Annotated in this window: 11 protein-coding genes; 1 reads left to right on the top strand and 10 read right to left on the bottom strand. The window is 74.0% G+C overall.

Annotation, left to right across the window (positions count from 1 at the left end):
- Positions 1-14: 14 nt before the first annotated feature.
- Complete coding sequence (locus IW256_RS05205) at positions 15-1,124, bottom strand: DUF2207 domain-containing protein (RefSeq protein WP_197009864.1); 1,110 nt, start codon at positions 1,122-1,124, stop codon at positions 15-17.
- A 163-nt stretch (positions 1,125-1,287) separates the two neighbouring features.
- Here IW256_RS05205 and IW256_RS05200 point away from each other — a divergent pair, with 163 nt between their 5' ends.
- Positions 1,288-3,339, top strand: a complete 2,052-nt coding sequence (locus tag IW256_RS05200) for an ATP-binding protein (protein ID WP_197009863.1) — start codon at positions 1,288-1,290, stop codon at positions 3,337-3,339.
- A 10-nt stretch (positions 3,340-3,349) separates the two neighbouring features.
- On the opposite strand, the gene IW256_RS05195 is transcribed toward IW256_RS05200, so the two are convergent.
- The 9 genes from IW256_RS05195 to thrC form a co-directional block, all read right to left on the bottom strand.
- Positions 3,350-4,252 (bottom strand): L-threonylcarbamoyladenylate synthase, encoded by a 903-nt coding sequence (locus IW256_RS05195; RefSeq protein WP_197009862.1) that lies wholly within the window; start codon positions 4,250-4,252, stop codon positions 3,350-3,352.
- 156 nt (positions 4,253-4,408) lie between these two features.
- Entirely contained in the window at positions 4,409-5,269 is an 861-nt protein-coding gene (prmC, locus tag IW256_RS05190) for a peptide chain release factor N(5)-glutamine methyltransferase (protein WP_197009861.1), read from the bottom strand.
- Positions 5,266-6,348 carry a peptide chain release factor 1 gene (prfA, locus tag IW256_RS05185; protein WP_197009860.1) on the bottom strand — a complete coding sequence of 361 codons (1,083 nt, stop codon included), beginning with the start codon at positions 6,346-6,348 and terminating at the stop codon, positions 5,266-5,268. The genes prmC and prfA overlap by 4 nt, the downstream gene beginning before the upstream one ends.
- Positions 6,349-6,514: 166 nt before the next feature.
- Positions 6,515-6,733 carry a 50S ribosomal protein L31 gene (gene rpmE / locus IW256_RS05180; RefSeq protein WP_197009859.1) on the bottom strand — a complete coding sequence of 73 codons (219 nt, stop codon included), beginning with the start codon at positions 6,731-6,733 and terminating at the stop codon, positions 6,515-6,517.
- 243 nt (positions 6,734-6,976) lie between these two features.
- Positions 6,977-7,630 carry a response regulator transcription factor gene (locus IW256_RS05175; RefSeq protein WP_197009858.1) on the bottom strand — a complete coding sequence of 218 codons (654 nt, stop codon included), beginning with the start codon at positions 7,628-7,630 and terminating at the stop codon, positions 6,977-6,979.
- A 71-nt stretch (positions 7,631-7,701) separates the two neighbouring features.
- Entirely contained in the window at positions 7,702-9,033 is a 1,332-nt protein-coding gene (locus tag IW256_RS05170) for a sensor histidine kinase (protein WP_307828740.1), read from the bottom strand.
- 294 nt (positions 9,034-9,327) lie between these two features.
- A complete protein-coding gene (gene rho, locus IW256_RS05165) occupies positions 9,328-11,397 on the bottom strand; it encodes a transcription termination factor Rho (protein ID WP_197009857.1) in 2,070 nt (689 codons plus the stop codon).
- A gap of 446 nt (positions 11,398-11,843) precedes the next feature.
- The gene (thrB, locus tag IW256_RS05160) at positions 11,844-12,809 is read right to left on the bottom strand and encodes a homoserine kinase (RefSeq protein ID WP_197009856.1); all 966 of its coding nucleotides are present in this window, start codon (positions 12,807-12,809) and stop codon (positions 11,844-11,846) included.
- Complete coding sequence (gene thrC, locus IW256_RS05155; RefSeq protein WP_197009855.1) at positions 12,806-13,873, bottom strand: threonine synthase; 1,068 nt, start codon at positions 13,871-13,873, stop codon at positions 12,806-12,808. Before thrC ends, thrB begins: the two co-directional genes overlap by 4 nt.
- Positions 13,874-13,897 lie beyond the last annotated feature (24 nt).

Raw genomic sequence — 13,897 nt, 5'->3', positions numbered from 1 at the left:
CGTATCGATCAACCTTAATCCTCCTCCGGGACGATCGCTGCGCGTTCGGCCCGACCGGTCCGATGCGCGTATCGGATCCCGGCCCCGGCGAGCGCCAGGGAGAGCCCGGCCAGGCACAGGTCGCCCAGCGAGAAGGCCCAGGGGCCGCGCGGCACCACGTCGTCGGCGACGTCGGCGAGCACCAGCAGGACGCCGGCCGTGACCAACGCCTCACCGGGCCGTCGTCGCGGGAACGGCCGTCCCGCCGCGCCGAACCCGGCGACGGCCACCGTACCGGCGAGCGCCGCGGCCAGCGCGGCGGTGCCCGCCCAGGTCCCCGCCCAGCGCGGGCGCGCGTACCGCGGCGGCGGCACCGCCACGGCGCCCTCGGGCAGCCGCACCTGGACGACCACGCCCTCCCCGGGGCGCAGGCCGCGCTGGGTGAAGTCGATCGCGAACGGGCCGTCGCGGTCGCGCAGGCAGCGGGTCCCGGACGAGGCGGGCGCCCCGGCCCGGCAGCCCACCTTGCGCAGCGGGACCGGCGCCTCCACCCGCACCGCCGCCTCCCCGATCGGGACCCTCCAGGACGAGCCGATCGCGTCCCAGACCAGCTCGTCCCGGCCGGAACGGGGGGTGAAGGCACCCGCGACCTCGTACTCGATCACGTACGCCTGGCGGCCGGTCACCGGCCGCGCCCCGCCACCGCCGACGTTGATCTGCACGTCGTTCCAGAGCCGCAGCGTCCGGGCCCTGGCCGGGGCCCCGGTCGAGGAACTGGTCCGCACGTTGCGGATCTCGTAGAGCCGGTCGCCGCGGCGGTACGGCACCCGCCGCACGATGCCGTGCTCGCCGCCGCCCTCGAAGTCGTAGGTGATCGTCTCGCGCACGCGCAGGACCGAACTCCGATCGATGGCCAGCACCACGTCGTAGGCCGGGATGCTCTCCACCGGGGCGGGCCCGTCCGTCTCCGGCCCGCCGGACGCGGACGCGAACGCAGGCGCGGACGCGGACGGAGGCGCGGGCCCGGGCGTGGGCGCGGCGGCGACCGGCACGGGCGGGTTCACTGGAGCGGGCGCCGCGGCCGGCAATGACGACATGCCGACGGCCACCAGCACCCCCCGGAACCAGACACGCACGTCAGGCATAGTTCCATCGTTGTGGTACGCCTTTCGGCGTTACGAGCCGTTCTCCTCGGGCGATTCCCAGGGCCGGCCCTCCGTACGCATCGACCGGGTCCCGGCCGGCACAATTCCCGGCGCATCCGCTCTAAAGTCACTGACTGTGCGGCAAGGACGACCGAACGGCTCCGTGACCGGGTGGCCCGGCATCGCCGACTTCGCCGTGCCCGCCGTCCTCGCGGCGGCCCAGATCGCCGTCACCTGGCTCCTGACGACCGGGGCAGACCGGCCCCTCGGGCGCGACCGGTGGATGGCGGGCCTGACGGCCATCCTCATCTGCAATCTCGCGCTGATCTGGCGCCGGGTGGCCCCCGTGCCGGTGCTGGCCGTGACCATCGCCGTCGGCGCGGCCGGGATCCTGGCCGTCCACGAGGTGGACGCGCTGGTCGGAGGGATCGCCGACGGCGTCGCGCTGTTCTCGGTGGCGGTGCACCGGCGGACCCGCACCGCCGTGATCGCGACCGCCGCCGCGCTCGCGGTCATGTGGCTGGCGTTCGCGCCGGTCCGGGGCGGGCCGGCCACCCAGCTGACGAACGCGGGACTGGACGTCACCGCGTTCGTCGGCGTGGCCGCGCTGGGCCAGCTCCGGCGGCAGCGCAAGGCCCGCCGCCTGGAGCTGACCGCGCGGCTGGCCGAGGCCGAGCGCGAGCGCCGGGACGCCGCCGCCGCCGAGCGCGAGCGGCTCGCCCGCGACCTGCACGACGTGGCGGGCCACCACCTCAGCGCGGTGGTCGTGCACAGCACCGCCGCCTCCCGCCTGGACGACCCGGACCTGGCCGGGCGCGCACTGCGCGCCGCCGCCGACACCGGGCGCGAGGTGCTGAAGGCGCTGAGCCGCCTGGTGGACGTGGTCGGGCCCGAGAGCGGCGACGGGCGGCTGGAGACGCTTCTGCCTCCGCTCTGCCGCGGCCTGGTGCGCCTGGGCGTCCCTGTGACGCTCTCTGTCGAAGGACCACGGCGGCTCCGACCTCAGGTGACCAACGCCGCGTACCGGATCGTCCAGGAGGCGCTCACGAACGCGATGCGGTACGCCCAGGGGGCGGCGGTGAACGTGTCGGTGCGGTACGGATCCGGCGCGCTGGAGGTGTCCGTCGCCAACGCCGCTCCCGCCGAGGAGATGCCCGTTCCCGCGCTGGGCGGGGGCCGCGGGATCGCCGGGATGCGCGAGCGCGCGGAGGCGCTCGGCGGCACCCTCGCGGCCGGCCCCGACGGCTCCGGAGGGTGGACCGTCCGGGCGGTGCTGCCCACCTCGCCGTCCAAGCGGCCGGGACCGGGCTGGCCCGAGGTCCTGGACGCCGCCGCGATCGGCGCGTGCGTGGCGCCGCCCTCGTTGCTGGCCTTCGCACCGCCGGAGGAGGTGCTCGCGGGCTGGCCGGTGGGCTCGACGCTCCTGGCGCTCGCGGCGCTGGTCGGCCGGGCCCTGCCCCTGTGGTGGCGGCGCCGCGCCCCCTGGGCGGCGCTGGCCGCCATCACGCTGATCGACTCGGCCTGGTTGGTGGTCGCGGGCCGGGCGGTGTCGGGGACGATGATGTCGCTGCTCCTCCTGGGGTGCCCGGCCTCCATGATCGCGGTCTACTCTGTGGGCTGCTACGCCCGCCGCACGGTCGTGACGTGGCCGGCCCCCCTGATCGCCGCGCTGCCCTGGGGCCTCGCGTTCGCGGTCACGGCCGCCCTGGAGAACCGCGACGGCCCGGACCGGGACGTCATGGTGCCGGCGCTGGTCGCGGGCGTGCTGTTGGCGCTGCTGGTGCTGCTGCCGTTCTGGGCCTGGGGAAGGGTGATCGGGGGACGCGGCGTCCGGTGGGAGGCGCACGCGCTGGAGACCATGGCCGCCCGCGCCGGGGAGGCGGTCTTCGCCGAACGGCACCGGGTCGCGATGGGGCTGCGCGGGACCGTCCTGGACCACACCACCCGCCTGATCCGCAGCGCGGAGGCCGGCCTGGCCGGACAGGACGCGGCGGGGAGTGCGGACACCGGGGCCGGAGCGGGCCCCGGAACGGACGCGCGGGAGGCACTGATGGCCGTATCGGAGCACGCGCGGGCGGCCCTCACGGACATGCGCGCCCTGCTGGACGCGATGCGCGAGGACCAGGACCAGCAAGACCAAGAGGACTGGAAGGGCCGGGAGGGCCGGCGGGGTCAAGAGGACGGCCGCCACGACCCGGACGGCGCCGCGGCCTGAAGGCCGGGGCTCAGTCCTCCTTGGTCAGCGAGGGCGCCGAGTCTCCCTGGGCCGGTGAGGGGGCCTGCGTCTCCTTGGTCAGCGAGGGCGCCGCGTCGCCTGCCGCGTCGACTTCGGCCGGTGAAGGGGCCGGCGTCTCCTTGGTCAGCGAGGGGGCCGGAGCGGCCTCCTTGGTCAGCGAGGGCTTGGCGGCCTCGGCCTCACCGCGCTCACCGGTGCCGTCCGCGCCGTCCGAACCGTCCGCACCGTTCTCGCCGTCCCGGTCGTCCTCGTCGGTCAGCAGCACGCCGACCACCGCGCGGATCTTCTCCGTGGACACCGCACCGGCCCGCAGGAGCCGGGGGATCGAGCCGGTGAGGTCGACGATCGTGGACGGCTCGACATGCCCGGACGGGCCGCCGTCCAGGTAGACCGCCACCGAGTCGCCCAGCATCTTCTCCGCCTCGGCGGCGGTGCGCGCGGGCGGCTGCCCGCTGAGGTTGGCGCTGCTGACCGCCATCGGCCCGGTCTCCTTGAGCAGCTCCACCGCCAGCTCGTGCATCGGCATCCGCACGGCGACGGTGCCCTTGGTCTCGCCCAGGTCCCACAGCAGGTTCTGGTTGGCCCGGCAGACGAGCGTCAGCGCCCCGGGCCAGAACTCGTCGATCAGGTCCTGGCCGTAGGTGCCGAGGTCCTCCACGAGGGCCGTGGCGGCCCGGACGGAGCCGACCAGCACCGGCGGGGGCATCTCCCTGCCGCGGCCCTTGGCGTCCAGCAGCGCGGTGACGGCGGACGGCGTGAAGGCGTCGGCGCCGATGCCGTACACCGTGTCGGTCGGCAGCACGATGAGCTCCCCGCGCCGTGCGGCCGAGACCGCCTCGGCGATCCCGCGGGTGCGTTCCATCGGCTCGGAGCAGTCATAACGTCGGCTCACGGTCGCCCGTCTTCCCAACTGTGCGGAGGCATGCCCGTTCTGGTGGCAGGCACAAGGATATCCGCGCCCCGATCCGTCCGCGTCCACGGCACGGCAGGTCAAGCAACCCCGGGAACGGCCGGGGGGCACGGCCGGGGCGAACGGCCGGGGGAACGGCTAGGGGACGGAGAGGCGCGCGGTGACGAACCGGTCGCGGTTGGTCAGGTCGCGGCGGTTGCGCACGTCGCGCCAGCCGTTCTCCTCGGCGAAGATCCAGTAGACGCCGTTGCCCTGCAGGTCGCTGTGCTCGACCGCGGCGTACCCGCCGGGACGCAGCAGCCGCCGGGCGGTGCGCTCCACCGCGCGGATCGCGTCCAGGCCGTCGTCGCCCCCGCCCCACAGGGCGTCGGCCGGGTCGTGGTCGCGGACGTCGCGCGGCACGTACTCCCACTCGCTCATCGGGATGTACGGGGGGTTGCTGATCACCAGGTCGACCGTGCCGTCCAGCTCGCCGAGCGCGGTGCCGAAGTCGTCGAGGTGCAGCCGCACCCGGCCCCGCTCGTCCAGCTCCTCGACGTTGCGGGTGGCGTGGACGAACGCGGTCGGGTCCTTCTCCACCGCGTGCACCCGGGCCCGCGGCGCCTCCAGGGCGATCGACAGCGCGATCGCGGCCGACCCCGTCCCGAGGTCGACCACCAGGGGGTCGCGGACGTCCATGTCCCGCAGCGTCTCCAGCGCCCAGCCGACCATCACCTCGGTCTCCGGGCGCGGGACGAACACGCCCGGCCCCACCTTCAGCTCCAGGTAGCGGAAGAAGGCCCGGCCGGTGATGTGCTGGAGGGGCTCGCCGGCCTCACGGCGCGCCACGTACTCCCAGAACAGGGCGTCGAACGCGGCGTCGGGCACCTTGTGCAGCTCGGAACGGCTGACGCCGTGCACCGCCGCGGCCAGCTCCTCGGCGTCGGCGCGGGGCGAGGCGGCCCCGGCGTCGGCCAGCCGCGCGGTGGCCCTGGCGACCTCGTCGAGCAGCAGGTTCATGACGCCTGACTTGTCTCCGGCCCCAGACCCTCGGCGAGCCGGCGCTCCCTGTCGGCGTCCACCAGCGCCTGCGTCACGTTGTGCAGGTCGCCGTCGAGCACCTGGTCGAGGTTGTAGGCCTTGTAGCCGACCCGGTGGTCGGAGATGCGGTTCTCCGGGTAGTTGTAGGTGCGCACGCGCTCGGAACGGTCGACGGTGCGGACCTGGCTCTTGCGCTCGGCCGCCGCGGCGGCGTCGGCCTCCTCCTGCGCCATCGCCAGCAGCCGGGAACGCAGGATCCGCAGCGCCTGCTCCTTGTTCTGCAGCTGGCTCTTCTCGTTCTGGCAGGAGACCACCACGCCGGTGGGCTCGTGCGTGATCCGGACCGCGGAGTCGGTGGTGTTGACGCTCTGCCCGCCGGGTCCGGACGACCGGTAGACGTCGATGCGCAGGTCGTTCGGGTCGATCTGGACGTCGACGTCCTCGGCCTCGGGGCTGACCAGGACGCCCGCCGCGCTGGTGTGGATGCGGCCCTGCGACTCGGTCACCGGGACGCGCTGGACGCGGTGCACGCCGCCCTCGTACTTGAGGCGGGTCCAGACGCCGTCCTCAGGGGTCCCCTTGGCCTTCACCGCCACGGTGACGTCCTTGTAGCCGCCCAGGTCGGAGGGGTGCGAGTCGAGCACCTCGGTCTTCCAGCCGGACCGCTCGGCGTAGCGCAGGTACATGCGCAGCAGGTCGCCGGCGAACAGCGCCGACTCCTCGCCGCCCTCCCCGGCCTTGATCTCGAGGATGACGTCCTTGCCGTCGTTGGGGTCGCGGGGCACCAGCAGGCGCCGCAGCCGCTCCTCCAGCTCCTCCCGCCGCTTCTCCAGCTCGGTGGCCTCGGCGGCGAACGTCTCGTCCTCGCCGGCCAGCTCCCGCGCGGTCGCCAGGTCGTCGTCGGTCGCGGTCAGCTCCCGGTGGGTCTCGACGATGGGGCGGAGCTCGGCGTAGCGCTTGCCCAGCCGCCGCGCCAGGTTCTGGTCGGCGTGCACGGAGGGGTCGGCGAGCCGGCCCTCGATGCCGGCGTATTCGCTGATCAGATCGTCGAGATTCACGGTGTGTCCTGACCCGTTCCGGCCTCGCGGCCCGCGGGTGAATCGCTTCCGGAACGGCCCGGGGAACGCGCCGGTCCCCCGGGCCGGTGCCGGTGCCTGGTGGCGCCGGGCTGGTCCTGCTCGCGGCGCGGCCGGCCCGCGCGCGGGCCGTGCCGGCCGGGACGCCCTACTTGCGGGTGCCCTTCTTGCCGAAGCGCTGCTCGAAGCGCGCGACCCGGCCGCCGGTGTCGAGGATCTTCTGCTTGCCCGTGTAGAACGGGTGGCAGTTGGAGCACACGTCGGCGTGGATCACGCCGTTCTCGGCGGTGCTGCGGGTCTCGAAGGTGTTGCCGCACGTGCACGTCACGGTCGTGACGACGTAGTTCGGGTGGATGTCGGGCTTCACGGGTTCTCCTCGCTTCTGGCGGTCGCCGGGCACCTCCCGGGCTCGCGCGACTGGCGCGGGAGATCAGGGGAAGCGTGAACCGGTACCGCAGCGGTTGCACTCCAAGTGTGCCAGATACCCGAACGTGCCGAGGTCACCGGGGATTCCCGCGCACGTCCCGCGAGGCTCGGACGCGGCACAGGACGCGGCACAGGACGCGGCGCAAGACCCGGTGCAGGACCCGGCCGCTCAGGACCCGGCCGCTCAGGACCCGGCGCGGCCCAGGTAGGCGAGCACCGCCATGACCCTGCGGTGGCCGCCCTGGGCGGGCTGGAGGTCCAGTTTCATGAAGATGTTGGAGATGTGCTTCTCCACGGCGCCCTCGGTGACCACCAGGTCCTTCGCGATCGACGCGTTGGACCGGCCCTGGGCCATCAGGCCCAGCACCTCCTGCTCGCGCGGGGTCAGCGCTTCGAGGGGGTCTCCGGTACGGCGCCGGCCCAGCAGCTGCCCGATCACCTCGGGGTCGATGACCGTGCCCCCGGCGGCGATCCGCCGCACCGCGTCGATGAACTCGGCGACCTCGGCGACCCGTTCCTTCAGCAGGTAGCCCACGCCCCGGGCGCCGCCCCCGATCAGATCGGTCGCGTACCGCTCCTCCACGTACTGCGACAGCACCAGGATCGGGGTGCCGGGCAGCCGCTCGCGCACCTCCAGCGCGGCGCGCAGGCCCTCGTCGGTGAACGACGGCGGCATCCGCACGTCCACGATCGCCAGGTCGGGACGGTGCTCGACCACGACGCCGAGCAGCCCCGGCCCGTCCCCCACCGTCGCCACGGTCTCGATCCCGGCGTCGGCCAGCAGCCGGACCAGCCCTTCCCGCAGCAGCACCGAATCCTCGGCGATCACCACCCGCATGGCCCCATTATCGGGGGACGCGCTCACCCCCCGCGCCCTACGCGCGGAGGAGATCGCACCCCCCGGTGGGACTACCAGGTGCAGGGGAGGTCGGCGCGGACGATGGTGGGACCGCCGGGCGGGCTGTCCACGATCAGCATGCCGTCGATGGTGGCGGCCCGGTCGGCCAGACCGGACAGCCCTCCCCCGGGACGGGCGGTCGCGCCGCCGACCCCGTTGTCGATCACCTCGACGACCACCCAGGCGTCCTCGCGGGCGACCCGCACGCTCGCGCGGGTGGCGCGGGCGTACTTGGCGATGTTGGCCAGCGCCTCGGCGACGATGAAGTAGGCGATGCTCTCGACCGCGGCCGGCGGGCGCTCGGGCAGGTCCACCTCCACCTCCACCGGTACGGGGGCGCGGCCGGCCAGCCCCGACAGGGCCGGGTCGAGCCCGCGGTCGGTGAGGATCGCCGGGTAGATCCCGCGGGCCAGGTCGCGCAGCTCGGTGATGGCCTCCCTGGTGCCCGCGTGGGCCTGCTCGATCAGCGCGCGGGCGCCCTCGGGGTCGTCGTCCAGCTTGGCCCGGGCCCGGCCGATGTCCATCGCGACGGCCAGCAGCCGCTGCTGCGCGCCGTCGTGCAGGTCGCGCTCGATGCGGCGCCGTTCGAACTCGGCGGCGTCCACGCCGCGGGCCCGGCTGGCCCGCAGGTGCTCGGTCCGGCGCCGCAGTTCCAGGTTCTCCCGCTGGGCGCCGTTCGGCCCGAGCAGGAACCGTACGGTGAACAGGTGCCCGAGTGCCAGCGTCCGCGTCGCGTAGAGGGCCAGCAGCGTCAGCAGGAGCCCGACCGCGGTGCCGGGCAGGGCGGCGAACGGGTTCCCGGCCCAGAACGAGACGAAGCCGAGGTGGACCTCGACCCCGCCCTCCTGCATGGCGAGGAAGGGCAGCGCGAGGAACGTCCCGGCCCCCGTCCACACGGCCACCATCACCGTGAACTGCGCGATCCCCAGCGGGAGCCGCAGGCCGAGGTAGAGCAGGTCCTTCCAGGTGGCCGGGTCCAGCGCCATGGACTTCAGCTTCGTCAGGGGGTTGCGGCCCTCCGGCAGGGGACGGTACGGGCTGGGAAGCTCTGCCCCGAACACGAACCGGGCCAGGGCCCGCTCGATCACCGCCGCGAGCCGCCAGCCGATCATCATCGCCACCAGCATCGGGATGCCGATCCAGATGATCGTCAGGGCGCCCGACACCGCGAGGCCGACGACCAGGAAGATGAACCAGGCCAGCCCCAGGGGCAGGGCGGCGGCCAGGTAGACGGCCGAACGCCAGCTCGCCCAGGACCTGACCATCGCCGACGGGCGCCAGGATCCGTCCTCCAGCGGCGTCACGCGCCGGCCCGCCGCGGCGGTGCTGCTCAGTTCGCCCACATCGTCCCTCCGTGCCCAGGTCCACCGTACGGTCCCAGCCTGGCGTCCGGGCACCGCCGCGGGCCATGGTGCCCGCCGCCCGGCGGGAGGTGGGGCTAACCCCACCATCGGCCGGCGGGCGTGCCGTTTCCGGGCGGCCACGGGACGCCCGGAAACGGCACGGCGCCCCGGGAGCAGTGCTCCCGGGGCGCCGCCACGCGACGGTCGTCCGTCACGCCGATGCCTTCACGCCGATGCTGCCTTCACGCCGACGCTGCCTTCACGCCGAGGCGTTCACGGCGTTCTCCGGACGGCTCAGCGGTCGTCGGAGACCGTGGTCTTCTGCACCTGGAGGAGGAACTCGGCGTTGGACTTGGTCTCCTTCATCTTCTCGATGAGCAGCTCCAGCGCCTGCTGCGTGTCGAGCGCGTGCAGCACCCGGCGCAGCTGCCAGACCACCCGCAGCTCCTCCGGAGCCATGAGGATCTCTTCCTTACGGGTGCTGGAGGCGTCCACGTCGACCGCGGGGAAGATCCGCTTGTCTGCGAGGGACCGGTTGAGCTTGAGCTCCATGTTGCCGGTGCCCTTGAACTCCTCGAAGATGACCTCGTCCATCCGGGAGCCGGTCTCCACCAGCGCGGTGGCCAGGATGGTCAGCGACCCGCCGTTCTCGATGTTGCGCGCCGCGCCGAAGAACCGCTTGGGCGGGTACAGCGCGGTCGAGTCGACACCACCGGACAGGATCCGCCCGGACGCCGGCGCCGCCAGGTTGTAGGCGCGGCCCAGCCGGGTGATCGAGTCGAGCAGCACCACCACGTCGTGCCCCAGCTCCACCAGCCGCTTGGCACGCTCGATCGCCAGTTCGGCGACCGTGGTGTGGTCCTCGGCGGGACGGTCGAAGGTCGAGTGGATGACCTCGCCCTTCACCGTCCGCTGCATGTCGGTGACCTCTTCGGGACGCTCGTCCACCAGGACGACCATCAGGTGGCACTCGGGGTTGTTCTTGGTGATCGCGTTGGCGATGGCCTGCAGCACCATCGTCTTGCCGGCCTTGGGCGGCGAGACGATCAGACCGCGCTGGCCCTTGCCGATCGGGGACACCAGGTCGATGATCCGGGTGGTCAGGATGCCCGGGTCCGACTCCAGCCGCAGCCGCTCCTGCGGGTACAGCGGGGTGAGCTTGGAGAAGTCGACCCGGCCCTTGGCCTGCTCGGGCTCCATGCCGTTGACGGTGTCGAGCCGGACCAGCGCGTTGAACTTCTCGCGCCGCTCGCCCTCCCGGGCCTGCCGCACCGCGCCGGTGATGACGTCGCCCTTGCGCAGCCCGTTCTTGCGGACCTGGGCCAGCGAGACGTAGACGTCGTTGGGTCCGGGCAGGTAGCCGGTGGTGCGCACGAACGCGTAGTTGTCGAGGATGTCGAGGATGCCCGCGACGGGGATCAGCACGTCGTCCTCGCTGATCACCGGCTCCTCGTAGCGCTCACGGCCGCCCCGGCCGCGGTTGCGCTCGCGGAACCGGCGCCCGCGCCGGCCCCGGCCGCCGCCGTCGTCGTCGTCGGACTGCCCGCCGCCCTGGCCGCCCTGGCCGCGCTGCCGGCCGCCGTCCCGGCCGCCGTCACGCCCGCCCTGGTCGCGGCCCTCGCCGCGCTCGCGGCCCTCGCCGCGCTCACGACCGCCACGGCCGCGCTGCCGGCCGCCCTCGCGCCCGCCGTCACGCCCGTCGCGCCCGCCCTGGCCGTCGCCGTCGTCGTCGGACCTGCCGCCCTGCCCCGACTCCCGGCCGCCCTGCCGGTCGTTGCGGTCGCCCCGCTCGCCGCGCTCGCCCCGCCGCTCGGAGCGCCCGTCCTGCCTGCCGTCCTGCCGGTCGGCGCCCTGGTCGGAGGTCTTCTCCGCGGCCTTGCCCTCGGCCTTCGCCTCGGCCTTGTCGGCGTTCTCCGCGGCCTTGTCCTCGGCCTTGGCGCGGGTCCTGGTCCTGGTCCTGGTCTCGGGCTCGCCGGCCGGCTGCTCGGCCGCCACCGTCTCGGCGGTCGCGACCTCGGTGAGGGTCTCCTGCCCCTCGGCGGCGTCCCGCTTGGCCGCGGTGCGGGTGCGGCGCGGGCGCTCGGCCTTCACCGTGCCAGCGGCTCCCTGCTCGCCCCCCGCGGAGGCCTGGCCCTCGCCGCCCTGCTTCTCCTGGATGGCGGCGATGAGCTGGCTCTTGCGCATCCCGGTGGTGCCGGTGATGCCGAGGCTGGACGCGAGCGCCTTGAGCTCGGGCAGCACCATGGCCGACAGGCCGGTGCCGGTACGGCGGCGCCGGGGGGCGGCGCGCGTGGCGCCCTCGACGGCGTCGGCCGCAGGTGCGGTGCTTGATGCGTCCGTAAGGAGTTCGCTGGATTCGCTCACTAAGGGTCCTTCCCAGGGAGCGGGCGTAGGCCGGCGATCGGCCAGGCAACCCGGTAGTGCGGCCCGGCGGGGGCGCCGAGTCGGGCTCCGCGGAACGCGTCGTTGCCGCGTTCCGCGATTTCTGGGCACAGCCAGATGGTGGTCGGGACGGCTCGCTCGTGCGGGTTCCCGGTTCCGCCACGTCCGAAGTTGGTTCGCTGGAACGCCTGACATCGGGGTGTCACGGTGTCGGGAAGCCTAGTACGCGGGACCGGCACGGCCGAAGGGCCGGACAGGCGACGCGCGGCTGACGAGCACACGGCCCCGAACGGGGCATCTGGTGCGGCATTCAGCCTAACATCACCAGGGCACACTGCTATTCCCCAGAGGTCGATGTCTTCGCATTTTACCTAGCTGGATCATGCCACCTGACCGGACCGTCGTCCCGGCTCCCGCCCGCCCGAGGGTCAGGGCCGGGCACCGGAACGGTCATGCTGAACGCGGGCGCCGTGGGGGGCGACGTTCAACGGGTGTATGTGCCAGCCATTACCCACTTCCGCGCTCATCGAATCAACTCGCGCGGAGCTTGTGAAGACCAGGACCGTCGGGCCGGCCCCGGAGATGACCGCCGGGACGCCCTTCCCGCGGAGGCGCGCGACCAGTTCCGCCGACTCCGGCATCGCCGGCGCGCGGTAGTCCTGGTGCAGCCGGTCCTCGGTCGCGTCCAGCAGCACGTCCGTCCCGAGGCCCTCCGCGAGCGCGGCGATGAGCAGCGCGGCGCGGCCCGCGTTGGCGGCGGCGTCGCCGTGCGGGACGGTGCCGGGCAGCAGCCCCCGGGCCTGCTCGGTGGCCAGGCGACGTTCCGGGACGAACGCCGTGACCTGGCCGATCCTCGGCTCCAGCCGTACCGAACGCGGGCCCGTCCCGCCCGTCCAGGCGATGGTCAGCCCGCCGGCCAGGCAGGGCGCGACGTTGTCGGGATGGCCCTCGATCTCGGTGGCCAGCCGCAGCGCCGCGGCGTCGTCCAGCGCCGCGCCGGCGGGATGCAGGTGCCGGGCGGCGACGATGCCCGCCACGATCGCGGCGGAGGAGGACCCCAGCCCGCGGCTGTGCGGGATGCGGTTGGCGCAGCGCAGCCGCAGCCCGGGCGGCTGGCCGAGATCGGTCCCGGCCAGCTCGTCCAGCAGGCCGAACGCCCGGCGCAGCACCTGCACGATGAGATGCCGCTCGCCGCGGCCGGCGACCTCGGCGCCCTCGCCGTCCACCTCGATGGCGAGCCCGCCGGAGGTCACCGCGACCTCGACGTCGTCGTACAGCGTCAGGGCCAGCCCGAGCGAGTCGAAGCCGGGGCCGAGGTTGGCGCTGGTGGCCGGGGCGCGCACCGTGACCGGCGGCCCGGCGGCGACCTCCGCCCAGTCCCGGTCCGCGGTCACGTGAGGCCCAGGGCGGACGCGGCGGCGTGCGCGTCGACCTTGACCGTGGTCGGGGCGGGCGCCCCGGAGATCGCCCAGTCGGGGTCCTTGAGACCGTTCCCGGTCACCGTGCAGACGACCCGGGCGCCCGGCTCGACCACGCCGCGCTCGACCGCCTGCAGCAGCCCGGCCACCGAGGCCGCGGAGGCGGGCTCCACGAACACGCCCTCCTCGGCCGCCAGCAGCCGGTAGGCCGCCAGGATCTGGCGGTCGGTGACCGAGTCGATCGCGCCGCCCGACTCGTCGCGGGCGGCGATCGCCAGGTCCCAGGAGGCGGGGTTGCCGATCCGGATCGCGGTGGCGATGGTCTGCGGCTTGAGCACCGGCTCGCCCTTGACGAACGGCGCCGCGCCGCTGGCCTGAAAGCCGAGCATGCGCGGGGTCTTCGTGGAGACGTGGTCGGCGGCGTACTCCTTGTAGCCCATCCAGTAGGCGGAGATGTTGCCGGCGTTGCCGACCGGGAGGCAGTGCACGTCCGGGGCGTCGCCGAGCGCGTCCACGATCTCGAACGCGGCCGTCTTCTGCCCCTGGAGCCGGTACTTGTTGACCGAGTTGACCAGCGCCACCGGGTAGTCCACCGACAGCTTGCGGGCCAGCTCCAGGCAGTCGTCGAAGTTGCCGTCGACCTGGAGCAGCCGGGCGCCGTGGACCAGCGCCTGCGCCAGCTTGCCCATCGCGATCTTGCCCTGCGGCACCAGCACCGCGCAGGTCATCCCGGCCCGCACCGCGTACGCGGCGGCCGAGGCCGAGGTGTTGCCGGTGGAGGCGCAGATGACCGCCTTGGCGCCGTCCTCGGCCGCCTTGCTGATCGCCATCGTCATCCCGCGGTCCTTGAACGACCCGGTCGGGTTGGCGCCCTCGACCTTGAGGAACACCTCGCAGCCGGTGAGCTGCGACACCCGGTGCGCGGGCACCAGCGGCGTACCGCCCTCCAGCAGGGTGACGACCGGGGTCCCGTCCGTCACCGGAAGGCGGTCGCGGTACTCCTCGATGAGGCCGCGCCAGGCGCGGGCGGTCGCGTTCACGTCGATCTCCTCAGATGACCTGCG

Source organism: Actinomadura viridis, assembly GCF_015751755.1.
Lineage (GTDB): Bacteria > Actinomycetota > Actinomycetes > Streptosporangiales > Streptosporangiaceae > Spirillospora > Spirillospora viridis.
Note: the sequence above shows the minus strand (reverse complement) of the source record. Positions and strands in the feature narration are given on the sequence as shown.

What these genes read in the sequence shown, in the direction of transcription:
- IW256_RS05205 (WP_197009864.1), bottom strand. Translation starts at nt 1,124, where the DNA reads ATGCCTGACGTGCGTGTCTGGTTCCGGGGGGTGCTGGTGGCCGTCGGC.
- prmC (WP_197009861.1), bottom strand. Translation starts at nt 5,269, where the DNA reads ATGAACCTGCTGCTCGACGAGGTCGCCAGGGCCACCGCGCGGCTGGCC.
- IW256_RS05175 (WP_197009858.1), bottom strand. Translation starts at nt 7,630, where the DNA reads ATGCGGGTGGTGATCGCCGAGGATTCGGTGCTGCTGCGGGAAGGGCTG.